This window comes from Rhodococcus sp. ACPA1, from assembly GCF_002300195.1.
GTDB lineage: Bacteria > Actinomycetota > Actinomycetes > Mycobacteriales > Mycobacteriaceae > Rhodococcus_F > Rhodococcus_F opacus.
In genome coordinates, this window is record NZ_NSDX01000004.1 from 109653 (window position 1) to 125681 (window position 16029).

Annotated in this window: 16 protein-coding genes; 8 read left to right on the top strand and 8 right to left on the bottom strand. The window is 68.1% G+C overall.

The genetic code is table 11. From position 1 onward, the window contains the following. Window positions 1–89 precede the first annotated feature (89 nt). From CJ177_RS18375 to CJ177_RS18385, 3 genes are all read left to right on the top strand, one after another. Window positions 90–2642: a LuxR C-terminal-related transcriptional regulator gene (locus CJ177_RS18375; RefSeq protein ID WP_095868296.1), complete on the top strand. Its 2553-nt coding sequence runs from the start codon at window positions 90–92 to the stop codon at window positions 2640–2642. 90 nt (window positions 2643–2732) lie between these two features. Next, window positions 2733–2981 carry a hypothetical protein gene (locus CJ177_RS18380; RefSeq protein WP_005253439.1) on the top strand — a complete coding sequence of 83 codons (249 nt, stop codon included), beginning with the start codon at window positions 2733–2735 and terminating at the stop codon, window positions 2979–2981. A 52-nt stretch (window positions 2982–3033) separates the two neighbouring features. Then, window positions 3034–4839, top strand: a complete 1806-nt coding sequence (locus CJ177_RS18385; protein WP_025431715.1) for a serine/threonine-protein kinase PknD — start codon at window positions 3034–3036, stop codon at window positions 4837–4839. Between the two features lie 10 nt (window positions 4840–4849). Here the strand turns inward: CJ177_RS18385 and CJ177_RS18390 are convergent, their stop codons facing one another. Both CJ177_RS18390 and CJ177_RS18395 read right to left on the bottom strand, forming a co-directional pair. Continuing rightward, complete coding sequence (locus CJ177_RS18390) at window positions 4850–5185, bottom strand: WhiB family transcriptional regulator (protein WP_025431714.1); 336 nt, start codon at window positions 5183–5185, stop codon at window positions 4850–4852. Further along, window positions 5170–6174, bottom strand: a complete 1005-nt coding sequence (locus CJ177_RS18395) for an ROK family glucokinase (protein ID WP_005248548.1) — start codon at window positions 6172–6174, stop codon at window positions 5170–5172. The genes CJ177_RS18390 and CJ177_RS18395 overlap by 16 nt, the downstream gene beginning before the upstream one ends. Window positions 6175–6366: 192 nt before the next feature. Here CJ177_RS18395 and CJ177_RS18400 point away from each other — a divergent pair, with 192 nt between their 5' ends. Beyond that, entirely contained in the window at window positions 6367–7371 is a 1005-nt protein-coding gene (locus CJ177_RS18400; protein ID WP_061698472.1) for an FUSC family protein, read from the top strand. 14 nt (window positions 7372–7385) lie between these two features. On the opposite strand, the gene CJ177_RS18405 is transcribed toward CJ177_RS18400, so the two are convergent. After that, entirely contained in the window at window positions 7386–7817 is a 432-nt protein-coding gene (locus CJ177_RS18405) for a MaoC/PaaZ C-terminal domain-containing protein (protein ID WP_373560057.1), read from the bottom strand. A 221-nt stretch (window positions 7818–8038) separates the two neighbouring features. Here CJ177_RS18405 and CJ177_RS18410 point away from each other — a divergent pair, with 221 nt between their 5' ends. The 4 genes from CJ177_RS18410 to CJ177_RS47420 are packed head-to-tail and all read left to right on the top strand — an operon-like array spanning window position 8039 to window position 9996. Continuing rightward, a complete protein-coding gene (locus tag CJ177_RS18410; protein ID WP_179443252.1) occupies window positions 8039–8695 on the top strand; it encodes an ABC transporter permease in 657 nt (218 codons plus the stop codon). A gap of 34 nt (window positions 8696–8729) precedes the next feature. Further along, window positions 8730–9323 (top strand): TetR/AcrR family transcriptional regulator, encoded by a 594-nt coding sequence (locus CJ177_RS18415; RefSeq protein ID WP_095868798.1) that lies wholly within the window; start codon window positions 8730–8732, stop codon window positions 9321–9323. Then, complete coding sequence (locus CJ177_RS18420; RefSeq protein WP_179443253.1) at window positions 9320–9685, top strand: YidH family protein; 366 nt, start codon at window positions 9320–9322, stop codon at window positions 9683–9685. The genes CJ177_RS18415 and CJ177_RS18420 overlap by 4 nt, the downstream gene beginning before the upstream one ends. Further along, complete coding sequence (locus tag CJ177_RS47420) at window positions 9682–9996, top strand: DUF202 domain-containing protein (RefSeq protein ID WP_095868299.1); 315 nt, start codon at window positions 9682–9684, stop codon at window positions 9994–9996. Before CJ177_RS18420 ends, CJ177_RS47420 begins: the two co-directional genes overlap by 4 nt. Window positions 9997–10001: 5 nt before the next feature. Here CJ177_RS47420 and CJ177_RS18430 read toward each other — a convergent pair whose 3' ends face one another. The 5 genes from CJ177_RS18430 to CJ177_RS18450 are packed head-to-tail and all read right to left on the bottom strand — an operon-like array spanning window position 10002 to window position 15998. Beyond that, on the bottom strand, window positions 10002–11021 hold the full coding sequence (locus CJ177_RS18430; protein ID WP_095868300.1) for an acyl-CoA dehydrogenase family protein: 1020 nt from the start codon (window positions 11019–11021) through the stop codon (window positions 10002–10004). Continuing rightward, the gene (locus tag CJ177_RS18435; RefSeq protein ID WP_095868301.1) at window positions 11018–12154 is read right to left on the bottom strand and encodes an acyl-CoA dehydrogenase family protein; all 1137 of its coding nucleotides are present in this window, start codon (window positions 12152–12154) and stop codon (window positions 11018–11020) included. The genes CJ177_RS18430 and CJ177_RS18435 overlap by 4 nt, the downstream gene beginning before the upstream one ends. 10 nt (window positions 12155–12164) lie before the next feature. After that, on the bottom strand, window positions 12165–13310 hold the full coding sequence (locus CJ177_RS18440; protein WP_095868302.1) for an acyl-CoA dehydrogenase family protein: 1146 nt from the start codon (window positions 13308–13310) through the stop codon (window positions 12165–12167). A 31-nt stretch (window positions 13311–13341) separates the two neighbouring features. Then, window positions 13342–14547 (bottom strand): acetyl-CoA acetyltransferase, encoded by a 1206-nt coding sequence (locus CJ177_RS18445; RefSeq protein WP_061699398.1) that lies wholly within the window; start codon window positions 14545–14547, stop codon window positions 13342–13344. 2 nt (window positions 14548–14549) lie between these two features. Continuing rightward, complete coding sequence (locus tag CJ177_RS18450; protein WP_061040866.1) at window positions 14550–15998, bottom strand: OB-fold domain-containing protein; 1449 nt, start codon at window positions 15996–15998, stop codon at window positions 14550–14552. Window positions 15999–16029 lie beyond the last annotated feature (31 nt).

A 16029-nucleotide genomic window follows, 5' to 3' on the forward strand; every position in this document is an offset into this window, starting at 1 on the left:
CGGCAGTACCTCTCGGGGAATTTCATCTGAGTACTCGAATACCTTCGAGTGCAGGGGGTCGGACGGTTACCCGGACCCGCCTGCACACCATGCTCACCGAAGCGCTCACCGACGACGCCCACCCCTGCCCGGTGGCGCTCGTCTGCGCACCGGCCGGGTCGGGCAAGACGCGGGCCGTGGCCGACTGGGCACGGGAGGTGCTCGCCGCCGCCGACGCTCCGACCATTGCCTGGCTCACGATCGAGGAGCGGCACAACGACCTCGACGTCGTCCACCGTGCCATCCTCCGCTCACTCACCGACACCGGAAATCCTCGCCTGCAGAAGGCATGCGCCGGGCTCGATTCCGAGTCACCGGACCTCGGCGCGCAATTGTCTGCCGCGTTGCACGAACTCGGCGAGAACATCTGGATGGTCATCGACGACGCCCACCTCCTCCGCGACACCGACGTACTCACCGACCTCGAGTCGTTCATGCGCTGGCAACCTCCGATGCTGCGGACGGTCATCATCGGGCGATTCGAGCCGCCGCTCGCTCTGCAGCGACTTCGCCTGGACGGCAAGCTGTTCACGCTCACGGCGAAGGCTCTCGCTTTCACGTCCGCCGAGGCGGCCGAGATGCTGGACGAGCACGACGTCGTGCTGAGTCCGGCCGATCTCGACGCGCTGATGGACCGCACGGAGGGTTGGGCTGCCGGAATCCGCTTGGCGGGAATGTCTTTGGAAGGACACCCGGATCCGAGCCGACTGATCGCCGAGTTCACGGGCGACCGCCGGGCCGTTGCCGACTATCTCATCGAGGAGGTCCTCGCCGGCCAGACCGGCGAGATGCGCGAGTTCCTCCTGCGCACGTCCGTCCCGGCCTCGTTCACCGTCGAACTCGCGGAGAAGCTCACGGGCTGCACCGATGCGCACGGCAACATCGACTGGCTCGAGCACCACAATTTTCTGATCAGCCGAATCACCGACAGCCCCACGCACTATCGCTACCACCCGCTGCTGCGGAGTTATCTGCGGGCGGAGATCAGCCGGATCGGCCACGTCGAAGTCGAGCACCTCGAATTGACGGCCGCCCACTGGCACGACGAATTCGGGGACGCGCTGCTCGCCCTCGAACACGCGGTGAACTCCGGTGATCACGACGAAATCGTGGCGCTGCTCGCCCGGACTTCGCTGGCCCTGATCGTCGGAGGTCACGGCGAGGCCGTCGACCGGCTACTCGCGCGGGCACCCCGATCTTCGCAGGACCACCCGTCGGCGCGGCTCATCCGCGCCGCCGCGGCGCTCGCGTCGGGCAACATCCCGGTGGCCACGTCCACCCTCGAACTTCTCGACCGCAGACGGTCGGGATTGCTGGTGGACGGTGCCGCCGAGTCCCGGTTACACCTGCTGCTCCGCGAATCGCTCCGGGTGCAGACCGCGATCGGCACCGGCGACATCGAGACCGCCCTGAACCGGCTGCGCAGGGTGGGTGTCGGATCGAGCGGCGATCCCGATCTCGACGCGTTCGTCCTGCTCCAGGAAGGGCGTGCGCTGCTGTTCCTCGGGCGGAACGACGAGTCGGAGGTCGTGCTCGAGAAGTCGTTGGCTCACGCTCGCCTCGGTGATGCGTCGCTGGGCGTCATGTACGGCCTGGGGTCTCTCGCCGCCGTTGCGATGTCGCGGGGGGACGTCGTGCGAGCGTCCGCACTGGCGGACGAGGCACTCACGATCGGTCGGACGCATTCGGCAACGAGCGATCCGACATTCCACTTGACCAAACTCATCGACTCCTGGTGCCGCTACCTCCGGATGGATCCCGATGCCGCCCGCCTCGCCGCCGAATCCGCCGAGGCGCTGCGTCGGGCGAACACCGGGATCGCGGGCTTCGCCGACGGTGCCGCCACCCTGTTGGGTCTCGACGATTCCGGACACCGGCACAATTCGGTGACGACGCTGCACGCGGAGAGCCCCGTGTCGTCCTCGTTGCCGGTTCCGCCGGGGGTCCGGGCGGTGTTGCTGCCTGCCATTCAGTACGCGTATCTGTCCGCCGGCGAGACCGGGTGGGCGCACGAACTGGCGACCGAGACGCACGCTCTCCTCGGGCCCACCGGCGACACAGTCCTCGTCGAGGCGATCATCCATCTGCATCTCCACCGACTCGACTTGGCCCGCAAGACGCTCCAACCCGTCGTGGACGGTGAACTGGAGTGTGCGGCGGGAACCAATCTGATTGCGGCGTGGCTCGTGGACGCATCGATCGCGCTTGCCCGCAAACATGATTCACGTGCCCACAGCGCACTGACCGAGGCGTTGCGTCTCGCGGAGCCGCAGTCGGCATTGCGCCCCTTCCACGACTGCGGACCGCAGATCCGAGAACTTCTGGTGCGGAGCACCGGCCGGTTCGGTGTCCTCGAACCCTTCGCGGAGAGGCTCCGGGCGTCGTTCCCGCGGTCGGAGAGCGCTGCGTCCGACATGTTGACTCCCCGCGAACTGGAACTCCTCGTGGAGCTTCCGTCGTGGCGGACCGCCGAGCAGATCGCGGCAGATCTGTGTGTGTCGGTGAATACCGTGAAGACTCATCTCCGCGGGATCTACCGCAAACTCGGCGTCACCTCCCGGCGCGACGCCATCGCCGCCGCGCAACACAACGGCCTTCTCTGAGCCGGTTCACCACTTGCGGGTGAGGCGCGTTGCCGTTCTGTCGGTCACCCTGAAATCTACGGCTGACCGAGTTCTGGAACGACGATGCGAATGAAGGAGCCCGCCGTGGTGCGTCCTGAATCGAACTGGCCCGGCAAGGTCAGGTACGCCTTCCTGATCAGCGGCGCCCTGTCCGATCGGGTGCTGGCCGCGTTCCCCGAGTTGGATGTCTCGGACGTCACGACCGGCGACACCACGCTCTACGGTCCGGTCGACAGCCCGACAGATCTCCGTGGCATGCTGGCGCGCTTCGACGCGCTGGGACTGACCGTCATCGAGATGCGGCGGCTACCGGACTGACCCGGCGTCGGGGTTCAATGGTTGGAGGGTCCCGGGAGGCGGTGAAGCCGATGTGAGCGGCGAGTTCGAACCGGGCACGGTGTTTGCCGGCTACGTGATCGAACGGGTTCTGGGACGAGGCGGCATGGGCACCGTCTACCTCGCCCAGCATCCCAACCTGCCGCGCAAGATCGCGCTCAAGCTGCTCGACACGTCGTGGACGAACGACGACTACGTCCGGTCACGTTTCGAGTCGGAAGCAGACCACGCCGCGCATCTCGACCATCCCAACATCGTCACCGTCCACGACCGTGGCCGCGAAGGCGGCAGGTTGTGGATCGCGATGCAGTACGTTCCCGGCACCGACGCCAGGAAAGCGCTCGGTTCCGGCGCCCTGGACGTCGAGCGCGCCGTGCACATCGTCAGCGAAACGGGCAAGGCACTCGACCACGCTCACGACGCCGGGATTCTGCACCGTGACGTGAAGCCGGCGAACATTCTGCTCGCGCCGGGTGATCCCGAACGTGTGCTGCTCACCGATTTCGGCACCGCCAAAGCCCTGGACGAAACGCATCAGCTGACCCGCACCGGGATGTTGGTGGCGACCCTGCACTACGCCGCGCCCGAGCAGATCGAGGGCGAGAAACTCGACCACCGGGTCGACATCTACGCGTTGGGCTGCACCTTCTTCCACCTGCTCACCAACGAACCGCCGTACCCCGGTAACACCGCGTCCTCGGTGATGCACGGCCATCTGAACGGACCGATTCCCCAGCCGAGCGTGGTGCGCCCCGGGCTGCCCGCCGGTGTCGATGCGGTCGTCGCGCGCGCCATGGCCAAGAGCCGCGAAGATCGCTACTCGACCTGTCGTGAGTTCAGTGACGCCGTCCGCGCGATCGAGTGGACCGAGCCCGGCCAGGTGACCCGGCCTGCTGCCCTGGTCGACCCCGCCTCGACCACCCGCGCGAGCGGTCCGAACGTGACCCGGCCCGACACCGTGCCGGGTGCGGCGCCCACGAAACCGACACCGGTCGGGGGCTCGCGCCGGCGGACGCGCTGGCTGCTCGCCGCGCTTCTGGGCGTCCTCGTCGTCGCCGCCGTCGCCTATGTCGCCTGGCCGGGCGAGGAGTCGACGAGCGCGCAGGTCGTGCTCCCGCTGGCCGATCTACAGGGTCCGGCCGGGCTCGCGGTCTCGGGCACCGGGGACCTGTACATCGCGGACAGCGCGGCCAAACAGGTCCTGAAAGTGAGCGCCGGGACGTATGAGCAGACAGTTCTTCCCCTCACCGGACTCGAGGTTCCGCAGGGAGTGGCGGTCAGTGCGTCCGGCGATGTGTACGTCTCCGATCTCGTGACCAACACCGTGACGATGCTGCACGGCAGCACCCAGGTACCGCTGCCGTTCAGCGGCCTGAACCAGCCGTTCGGAATCGCACTCGGACCGGACGCCACGCTGTATGTCGCCGATACGCTGAACAATCGGGTGATGGCCCTGCACGACGTCACCGCAGCTCCCGTCGCGGTGCCGCTGACGGTGATCGGCCCGTTCGCCGTCGCCGTCAGTGAACACGGGGATCTCTACGTCGGCACGCCCAACAAGGTTCTCGCGTGGAACGCCGCCACCCATGCCCAGAGCTTTCTGCCCTTCACCGACCTCCAGAGCGTCGGGGGTGTCGCGGTCGACGACGAGGGAACCGTGTACGCCATCGATCAGAACCACAATCGCATTCTGCGGCTGGCCGCCGGTTCGGACGAGCAGGAGGTTCTCCCGTTCTCCGGGCTGGACCAGCCGGAGGGGATCGCCGTGTCGAGCCGAGGCGACGTGTACGTCGCGGACACCGACAACAGCAGAGTGGTCATGCTCCCGGCGGGCAGCTGACCGCTCGTGCTCAGGCCTGGCGCGCCAGATCGAAGCCGAAGGACTCCGCCACGGCCTCGTCCACCCTGCCGTGGTGAGTGGCGAGGAGTTCTTCGCGCTCGTTCGCGGAGAGTCCACCCCAGATGCCGTACGGTTCACCGACACTGAGCGCGTGTTCGCGGCACTGCACCAGCACGGGGCATCCGCGGCAGATCATCTTGGCGCGGAAGTCCCGCATCTCGCGGGCCCGGCCACGTTCGCGGTCGGGGTGGAAGAACGTGGACGACTCGTAGCCGCGGCATGCGGCGTCCCTCTGCCAGTCCCACACCTCGGCGACCGGAATGGGAAGACTCAACCGATTGGACATTGCACTCCTCCAGATACTCGTGAGCCGTTGTGTGCGAGCCCGAGAACTCGTTCCCGGGCCAGATCGGCGGCGCCGACGATGCCGACGTTCGCGCCGAGTTCAGCCAGTCGCACCTCGGCGACCGGTCGGTGTGCGCGTCCGGTGAGACGGTTCTCGAACGCGGCGGCGGCGGGACCGCGCAGCAGTTCGCCCGCCTCGCACACGCCCCCGCCGATGATGAACAGGTCGGGGTCGAAGAACGCGGCGATGTCCGCCATGCCGTGCCCCAGCCAGGAACCGATCACCCGGAAACACTCGAGTGCGGCGGGGTCACCCTCCTGCGCGGCCGCGGTGATGTGCAGGCCTGTGATGGCGTCCGCCCTTCCACCGGCGCGGGCGAGGAGATCGGCGGCGAAACCGGGCGAGACGTTCGCGAGATCCTGTGCTTCGCGGACGAGTGCCCGCCCACTGGCGTAACGCTCCCAGCAGCCGTGGTTGCCGCACCCGCAGCGGCGACCGTGCGGTTCGACGTTGAGATGCCCGAATTCCGCGGCCACACCGAACTTGCCGCGATGGAGAACGCCGTCGACGACGATGCCGCCGCCGATGCCGGTTCCGACTGTGAGCACGACGACGGTCTGCCCCGTCCGTCCGGCCCCGAAGCGGGCCTCGCCCCATGCTGCGGCGTTGGCGTCGTTCTCCACCACCGTCGGCAGTCCGCACGCCGCTTCGACCACCTCGCCCAGGGGCTCGTTGCGCCAGGCCAGGTTCGGGGCGAAGAGCACGGTGCTGAGATCGGCGGCCACGAACCCGGCCGCGCCGATACCGACTGCCTGCACGGGGTGGGTATCCGCCAGTTCGCGGACGAGTTCGGCGATGACGTTCTCGACACGGCGCGCATCATGGGACGGGGTGTCACGACGCACCATCCGGTGGATGACTCCGTCGGTGTCGACCACGCCGGCTGCGATCTTCGTGCCACCCACGTCGATGCCAATTGTCAGAGCCATGTCTCGTGTCCTCTTCAAATCTCCGAGTGAGCGGTGTCACGCTGACACTAGAGGACCTTTGGCGCGTTATCAATACGTACTTTGGTTTTTTTGAGAACAAAGTCGTGCGTACGTCAGCCCCCGAACAGCCGCTTCCGGATCTCATCCGTGAGGAGTGATCCGGGACTGCACAGGTCGGAGGACTCTGAGAGCGTGCGCGACGCCCCCGAGCATCCGGAACCGGGCGAGACCGCGGCCCGGCGTCTCGACTGGCAGTGGCGAGCCGCGGCGGTCGGCGCCATCGACGCCGTGCCGGCCGCCGTGGTCACCGCGGTCGCCGTCCCGTCGGGTGTCGCGCTCGCGGTGGGGGTGCTGCCCGCGGCGATCATAGGACTGCCGCCGACCCGACGGGCGCGGGCCGCGCTGATCCTCGTCGGGATCCTGACCGGCCTGCCGATGGTGCTGGGCTCATTCGTTGCCGGTACACCCCTGCTGGCGACCGCGGTCGTGTTCGCCCTCGCGGTCGGTGCGGCGGCGCTCGCGCAGACCACCGTCGCGAAACGGCGAGACCTCGGCAGGGTCTTGTCGACGCTGTCGGTGCCGTTGGTCGGAGTCGGCCTCAGCTACGACGACCCGGCGACGGCGATCGGGCTCGCCCTGCTCATGGTCGGCGGTTCGGTGTTCGCCTACCTCATGTCGCTGCTGCTCCCCGAACATGCCGCCGAAGCGCCCGCCCGGGCCGGGACGGCGATAACCCTCGGCTACGGCGTCCGGCTCGGCGCCGCGGGCGCGACCGCCGCCGCAATCGGGTTCACCCTCCACCTCGAGCACGTCGGATGGGCTTGCGCCGCAGCACTCCTCGTGATGCGCCCCGACGCCGAAGCGCAGGTGACCCGTATGGCGGGACGGATCGCCTCGATGCTCGCCGGTGGCACGGCGGCCGTGCTCGTCGTCGGCACGACCCCCTCCCCCTGGGTCTACGGTGTCGCCGTCCTCGCGGTCGTCGCCACTGCCGCAGCAACCCACCGCAGTCGCTGGTACGTGACGTCGACGTTCACTACTTTCCTGGTGTTCGTCCTGCTGTTGTATTCCGATCCCGGACAAGCCGGATACCGCTTCACCGAACGGCTGTCCGAAACCGTGCTCGGCGTCGCCATCGCGTTCGTCTTCGGCATCGCCGTCCCCACGCTGGGGCGTCGAACGCGGTCGTCACACTGACCGCGTCCCGGTGCTCAATGCGTCACATGAACATCCGACGTCATCGCGAGTACCGGATCGCCTTCCTGGTTGACGAGCCGGCTCACCAGGGTCACCACGTCGCCGGCCGTCCTCGTCGCCCGGATGGCCTCGATCGTGAACGAGCCGGTGAGGACGTCACCGGGCCGGACCGGCCTGGGGAAGTGGAGGTCCCGTATTCCCCTGCCCGCGATCACCTTCCATCGGTTCAGGTGGCACAGGGCCGCCAGCCGCTGGTAGACCCCGATCGTGTGCAGTCCGCTGGCCACGATCCCGCCGAAATGCCGCGCCTCGGCGGCCTCGGCGTCGATGTGGAAGTCCTGCGGATCCCCAGAACTGCGCCGCATCGGCGACTGCGGGTCGACGCCCTGCGGTTCGTCCCTGGCCGCCTCTTGCCGCGCCATCGGGCCGGGCCGGTCGGAGAACACCGAGCCCAACGCCCCCCGGCACCATAGGCTCGAAGCCGAGCGCCAGCGCGCAGTCGACCGCGCCACTCACCACGGCCTGTCGGGCGAGCCACAACGCTCCGCGGACTGGTGCCGCTCGCCACGCTGCTGATCGTGTGGCAGCTCATCACCAGCGATGATTCGCCGTCCTTTCCGCCGCCGGTCGAGTGGTTCAGAGCGATCGCACGCATGTACGACGAGGGGTGTTGTTGCCGGCAATCGGGCAGACGCTGACGACGTTCGTTGTCGCGCTGGCGCTTGCGGCGTTCATCGGCGCAACAGTGGGGATCGCGATCGGCGCGTCTCCGCGGATCGATCGCACCCTCTCACCGACTGTCGACTTCCTGGCCGCCGTACCCGGCGCCGCGTTCGTCCCCGTCGCAGTCCTGATTCTCGGCACGTCACTCGTGAGCGGTGTCGCGGTTGTGGCCCTGGTCGTATCGTGGCCGATCCTGCTGAACACCGCGACAGCGATGCGCGCCGTCCCCGCCGTGCGCCTGGACATGTCACGCACCCTGGGCCTGACGATCGGTGAGCGATGGCGCAAGGTCGTACTGCCCACCCTCGCTCCCGGAATCATGCTCGGTGTGCGGGTTGCAGCGTCGATGGCGTTGATAATCACGCTGCTGGTCGACATCCTCGGCGCCGGCGAAGGCATCGGACGGCTACTCGTCGAGAACCAGCAGAAGTTCGACGCGCGTGCCGTCTGGAGCCTGCTGCTGATCGTCGGCACCGTCGGATACCTGACCAGCGCCACCCTGGCGCGGGTCGCAGCGCAACTCACCCGTCCGACCGATTATGGATCTGCCACGGCCGGCCGCCGTTTCCACCCGTTGACACAAATAAGGACGCAGCCTTAGCCTCGTGGGCGTGGCCAAGAATTCACGTCAGGCAATGATCGACGCTGCGGAACGCATCGTCGCCGAACGCGGAATGACGGCGTTGACGCTCAAGGATGTGCAAGACGCAGCCGGGCAGGCGAACAAGTCCGCGGCCAAGTACCACTTCGGGTCGCGGGAGGGCCTGATCGACGCGATCGTCGAGGCACGCATGACACCAGCCAACCTGCGACGACAGGAGATGCTGGACGAGATCGACGCATCGGGGTCCGCACCCACTGCCCGCCAGGCTGTCGAGGCGCTGATCCTGCCGCTCGCGGCGGAGACCCTGAAGCGTGAAGGCAGTTTCTACGCCCGCTTCCTCGTTCAGGTCACGAACGACCCCGCGCTCGCCGAGTTCGTCCAGAAGCACCTCAGCGCCGAGAGTTTTCGCCGGGTGCGCGATCTCATCGTCGGTCTGGCGAGGACTCCGCACGACGTGGCGGGCTGGCGTGTCGTCAGCATCATCAATCTCAGCCTCGTCACCCTCGCACGCTGGGAGAAGCACGAGCGCACCGAGGGGCAGACGGAAGCGATCGTGTCGGACCTCGTCGACACGTGCGTCGCCGTCCTCGAAGCCCCGTCCACGGCCACGGTCTCCGTCCCGTGACGACGACGGAATCCGAGGTGCCGGGGTCGGCCGCCGACACCGAACCCGACTACCGGTTCACCCTCGCGAACGAACGTACCTTCCTGGCGTGGATCCGGACGTCGCTCGGATTGCTCGCGGGCGGGGTCGCCGTGCACGAACTCGTCGAGTCGTCCCGTATCGAGTTCGCTCACCTCGCACTGGGAACGGCCTGCGTCGCGCTCGCGTTCGTCCTGGCGGTCGGGGCATACCAGCACTGGCGCACCGTGCAATCGGCGATGCGCCGCACGCACCCGCTCCCACGCCCGGTTCTCGTTCCCGTTCTCTGCGTCGGGGTCGGTGTCATCGCCGTGCTCGCCGTTGCCACGATGCTGTTCTCGTGACCGCCGGCTCCGACAGCGGCCTGCAGGCGGAGAGAACCGCACTCGCGTGGCGCCGAACCACTTTGGCGTCCTTCTGTGTCTCGGCCGTGCTCGTGCACCGGGTCGCCGACGACGGCGCAGACGCCTCCGCGGTGCCCGCACTGCTCGCCGCACTGGTCACGACGTTACTTCTGCTGTGGGCGAGCACAGTGCGGGGCCGGGTGCTGCGCGAGAGCGTTGCCGGTGCCACGCACCGGCAACTCCTCCCGGTGTCGGCTGCCGTCGCCGTCAGCGCCGCGACAGTAGCCTCGATGCTCTGGCAGCTGCCCTGAGGTGATCACACCGTGTGCATGCTCGTGACGAGATGCCACGGGTCGTCGAGGGCGGCGGCCCTCTCCCCCAGGCGCCTGGCCCACACGGTCTCGTTTCCGTACTCCTCCCGCCACGACCAGAGTCGCAGCGTCGACAGACGCAGCGCATGTTCCTGCGTGGTTCCGATCGCGCCGTGGATCTGGTGTGCGAGTTCGGCCACGACACCTGCTGCCCGGCAGGCATTCACCCGCGCTGCCGCGACGGCGGGCGACGCGTCCCCGGCGGACGCGACCGCCCGGACGGCACTGTGGGCGCTCAGTTCCGCGATCACCACCTCGCCCGCGATCTGCGCAAGATATTGCTGCACTGCTTGGAAGGCACCGATCGGTCGGCCGAACTGCACCCGCTCACCGGAGTAGCGCAGGCTGTGGTCGAGTGCCCGTTGCGCGGCGCCGCCGATCTGGACGGTGCGCGCCAGGGCGGCCCGGGAACGCAGATCCACCGGAGCCGGAAGCGTGACGACGTCGTCGGCATCGACCCGGACGGCCTCGAATCGGAGGTCGTCCCGGGGCTCGCCGGCGAGATTCGCGCCGGGACGGATCGTGCACACCTGCGGGTCGAGACTGCAGATTCGGTCGCCGATGACGAGCACGACCCGCGTTGCCTCCCGCGCCCACGGCACCCGACGCGCCGTGCCGTCGAGTTCCCAGCCGCGACCGTCGTCGGAGGGCCGGCAATGCAGCTCCCGCAGGTCGGCGGTTGCGGCCGTCAGCGGTCCGTCCGGGATCGGCAGTCGTGCGGCGGCCAGCAGCGGCCCTGCCAGCCAGAGGGTTTCGGCGATCGGCGCGGCCACACTGTGGTACGCCGCCGAGCGCAGCACCGCCGCGGCCTGTTCGGCGTCGCCGCCGCTTCCGCCGAGATCCTCGGAGATCCCGATGCGGGTCAGACCCGTCTCCTCCAGTGTCCGCCATGCGTCGGCGAGGTCGTTCCACTCACCGAACAGCTTGTCGGCGGTGTCCGCGAGCAACTTCAGTTCGCTGTTCATCTCACCCCCATCGCCCGCGCGACGACGCCGCGAAGAATTTCGTTGGTGCCACCCCGCAGAGTTGCCGTGGGTGAACTCGCAATGATGTGCGCCAGCATCCGGGACAGCGGATCATCCGATCCGAAGTCCGGCTCGACGCCGGTGCCGCGGGCCGCCTCGATCACGTCGCGCTCGAATCGGGTTCCCAGATCCTTCACGAGAGCCGCCTCGGTGTTCGGCGCCTCCCCCTTGCTCAGCGACGTGGCGACGGCGATGGACGCCTCCCGCAGCGACCAGGCCCGCGAGACGAGCCGCCCCAACGTGACCGGATCGATCGCGTCGCGCTGGGCCAGAAGCCGCAACAACGGCATCGTGCTGAGAATCCGCTCGGGGCCGCTCCGCTCGTACGACAGTTCGCTCGTCACCTGCCGCCAGCCCTGACCCACCTCACCGAGCACGGCCGAGTCCGGGACGAAGACCCGGGAGAACATGACCTGGTTGAAATGGTGGTCGCCGCTCAATGAGTAGATCGGCCGGATCTCGATGCCGTCGTCGGGCAACGGAATCAGCAACTGCGACAGGCCCTCGTGCCGGCTCTCACCGGCCGGTCCGGTGCGCACCAACGTCAGGATCACGTTGGCGATCTGTGCGCCGGTGGTCCAGATCTTGGTGCCCTCGACGATCCAGCCGCCGTCGGCGCGGGTGGCACGCGTCCGCACAGATGCCAGATCCGAACCACTGTCCGGCTCGCTCATCCCGATCGCGAAGACACATTCGCCCGTCGCGATGCCGGGATGGTACTGATGCTTCTGCTCCTCGGTGCCGAAGTTCAGCAGTCCCGGTGCGGCCTGCCGGTCGGCCACCCAGTGGGCACCGACCGGCGCGCCCGCCGCGAGCAGTTCCTCGATGACGACGAAGCGCTCGAGCGCGGTACGGCCTTGGCCACCATAGACTTCCGGCACGGTCATCCCGAGCCAGCCGCGGGCACCGAGCTTCCGGGTGAACTCTCGGTCCGAGCCGACGACCCAGCTGTCCGCAATCGGGGTGAAGGAACCGCTGTCGAGTTCACCGGCGAGGAACTCGCGGACCTCCCGTCGGAGCTCGTCGGTCTCGGCGGGCAACACTGCCGACTCCAACTCGAACGCTGCATTCATCTCTTCACTCCTACAGTGCGAGGGACTTGGCGATGACGGTTTTCATGATCTCGCTCGACCCGGCGGCGATCCGGGCCAGCCGGATGTCGGCGTAGAGCCGGGCGATGGGGTACTCGAGCATGTACCCGTATCCGCCGTGCATCTGCAGGCACTTGTCGACGACGCGACCCGCCATCTCGGTGACGAACAGCTTGACCTTGGCGACGTCGGCGACGGACAACGTGTCGTCGTTGTACGCGAGCATCGCCTTGTCCACCAGTGCCTGTCCGGCCTCGATCTCGGCAGCGCAATCGGAGAGGACGAACTTGGTGTTCTGGAACGAGGCGACGGTCTGACCGAAGACCTTGCGCTCCTTCACGTAGCTGATGGCCAGGTTGAGTGCGGCCTGCGCCGTCGCCACCGCCGACACCGACTGGGTGAGCCGCTCCTGCACGAGGTTGAAGGTCAGGTAGCTGAAGCCCTTGCCCTCCTCGCCGAGCATGTTCGCATGCGGAACCCGCACGTCCTCGAAGGACAGTTCCGCGGTGTCGGTCGAGCGGCAGCCCAGCTTGTCGAGCTTGCGGCCCTTGGTGAACCCCGGCATGCCGTCCTCGACCACGAGCAGGCTCAGGCCGCCGCGACGGTCGTCGCTCTTGGAGGTGCGGCACGCCACGATCACCAGATCGGCGTTGATCCCGCCGGTGATGAACGTCTTGGCGCCGTTGAGGATCCAGTGGTCGCCCTCACGCACGGCCGTGGTCTTGATGCCGGACAGGTCCGATCCGGCGCCCGGCTCGGTCATCGCGATCGAGCACATCTTCCGGCCGGCCGCGATGTCGGGCAACCACCGCTGCTTCTGCTCCTCGTTCGCGCAATGCAGGTAGTACGGGGTGGCGACGTTGGTGTGCAGGCCGAGCCCGCCGAGGGTCGACAGCGTGAGCGCGGTCTCCTCGATGACCACCGCATTGAAACGGAAGTCGGACACGCCACCGCCGCCGTACTCCTCCGGGACGTTCAGGCCGGCCAGCCCCAAGTCGCCGAACCGCAGATAGATGTCCTTGGGCAGGATTCCCGCCTCTTCCCACGCCGGGACATTGGGTGCGACCTCGGTTTCGAGGAACTTGCGAATGGTTTTGCGGAAGTCGTCGTGATCCTGTTCGAAGATCGTGCGTTCCATGGTTGTACTCCAGAGTCGGTGAAAAGGATGATCAGGCGGCGGGTTCGGTGCCGACGACGGAGATGAAGCTCACGCAGTCGCCGGGCCGTCCGCCGAGGTTGTGGGTCAGGCCGAGCGTGCGCTCGCCGCTGGCGATGCTTGCGATCTGCCGCTCCGCCGGCGCCTCCCGGCGCAGCTGGAGCCAGCACTCGAACAGCATCCGCAGCCCGGAGGCGCCGATCGGATGGCCGAAGCTCTTCAGGCCGCCGTCCGGGTTGACCGGCAATTCGCCCTGAAGGTCGAACTTTCCGTCGAGAACGTCGCGCCAGGCCTTGCCCTTCTCGCTGAAACCGAGGTCCTCCATGAGCACGAGTTCCGTCGGGGTGAAGCAGTCGTGGACCTCCGCCAACGCGAATTCGCTGCGCGGATCCTTCACACCGGCCTCGGCGTAGGCGTTCTCGGCGCACTTCACGACCTCACGGATCGAGGTGTAGTCGAACGTCGGGTCCATCGGACCGTCACCGGGACCGGCCACCATCGACAGCGCCTTCACGAAGATCGGCTTGTCGGTGTACTTGTAGGCGTCCTCGGCCCGGACGACGATCGCGGCCGCGGAACCGTCCGAGACACCGGAACAGTCCATGACCCCGAGCATCCCGGAGACCTTCGGGCTGTTGCGAATCGCGTCCATCGACAGTTCCTTGCGGAACTGGGCACGCTCGTTGCGTGCACCGTTGTAGTGGTTCTTCCACGCGATCCGGGTGATGACGTCCTTGAGTTGTTCGTCGTCGATGCCGGTCATGTTGGCGTACGCCGGTGCGAGGAGCCCGAACGCGGCAGGCGCGGTAATGGCCACGGAGGTGCCGTCGTGCGGCGGCGCGGCCGACGTCAGCCCGGAGTAACCGGAGTCCTTGAGCTTCTCCACACCGATCGCCATCGCGACGTCCACTGCCCCGGACGCCACCGCGTAGCACGCGTTGCGGAACGCTTCGGATCCTGTGGCGCAGAAGTTTTCGACCCGTGTGACGGGCTTGTAGTCCAGCTTCAGGGTGCGCGAGAGCAGCTGTCCCGAGAATCCCGAGGCCATCGTGCCGAGCCAGTACGCATCGACGTCGTCCTGGGTGAGGCCCGCACTCGCGAGGGCCTCCTGGTTGGCGTCGACGAGGAGGTCTTCGGCGCTCTTGTCCCAGTGTTCGCCGAAGGGCGTGCAGCCCATCCCGACGATGGCGACCTTGTCGCGAATGCCGTGTGTTGCCATGATCATGCCTCCTTAGTGGCGGCGACGGCACCGCGGGCGGGTCGTGCCTTCCAGAAGTAGTTGTGGACGCCGTCCGACGTGGTGTAGAAGCGGCGGAACGTCATCTCGACGGGGTCACCGATCTTCAGCGCCGCCGCGTCGGCATCGGTGATCTCGCACATCAGCCGGCCACCGCCGTCGAAGTCGATCGCGGAGCCGATGAGCGGCGGGCTCAGGGTGTAGGCGAGGAGGTCCGCCTGGTAGGTCGCGATGGTGCCGCGCTCACCGGCGATCCGTTCGCGTTCCATCCGGTCCACGGCTTTGCAGGATCGGCACACTCGGATGGCCGGCATGTGCCGGGTGCCGCACTCGGTGCATCGGGATCCGGCCAGGCCGAATTTCCACTGTGCATTGCGGGACGACGGCGGTGCCGCGGGGCGGTCCGGGTCGGGTCGGCGCGGCGATTCCCGGCGGAGGAATCCGCGCCACGTGAGGAATCGCTGGTAGCCGATGGTCCGGCCGTAGCCGAGCTGTTCGGCCACCCCTGGGGTCGTGCGGGCGTCGCGGTAGGTCGCCAACGCCGCCGTCGTGCGCAGCAGCACCGCGTCGGCGCCGTCGCCGAGCTGGACGATCAGGATGGTCTCGCCAGGTGCCGCGTCGTCCAGCGCCGAAGCGAGGAGGATGCCGGGCTGCGCGGTGCCGGTCGCGCCGACGGTGGCAGCGAGGTCGTCGATCACCGCGGCGTCCGACGCCAGCGTCTTCGTGACGACGCCGACGGCCCTGCGGTGCAGACCGGCGACACCCACGCGGTCGACATCCGAACGGGTGAGGCCAGCCTCCTTCAGCGCGGCGTCGACCGCGTCGAGTGCCAGTTCGCGGTAGATGCCCTCCGCGAACCGCTCCTCCCACACCTTGCTGGCTGTCTCGCCGGGCACCCGCCAGCGGTCGAGGAACTCGGCCGAGGCCGACCCGCGGCCGATCAGTTCGGCGACGACGCCGTCGCCGGTCCCGAAGAGGAGGGCCGAGGCGCCGTCGCCACCGTCCTTCTCCTCGGCGGAGGAGGGCAGGCCCGTCCGGATGTCCGACAGCACCGCAAGAGTGGGACGTCCGGCGGCGGCTGCATCGGCCGCGGCGGTGATCGCGCCCATGCCCGAACGTGCCGCTCCCGAGAAGTCCCACGCGGGAACCGACTGGTCGAGTGCCAGTGCGGCATGGACGATGCCGGCATTGGTCTTGTCCGCGTATCCCGGGGTGGCCGTCGCGTAGACGAGCCCGGCGGGCGCCGGGGCCCCGTCGAGAGCGGCGAGCGCGGCCTCGACGCCCATCGACGTCGAGTCCTCGTCGTAACCGGCGACCGAACGAGTGCCGCGGCCGGCAGGCGTGCCGAGCGCGGAGCCGATGTCCTTGCGGTCGACGCGCCAGAGGGGAAGGTAGACACCGTATCCGGTGACACCGAGGGGGGTGGTGCTCATGGCAACTCCTTGTGAATCCGGCCGCGCCCTG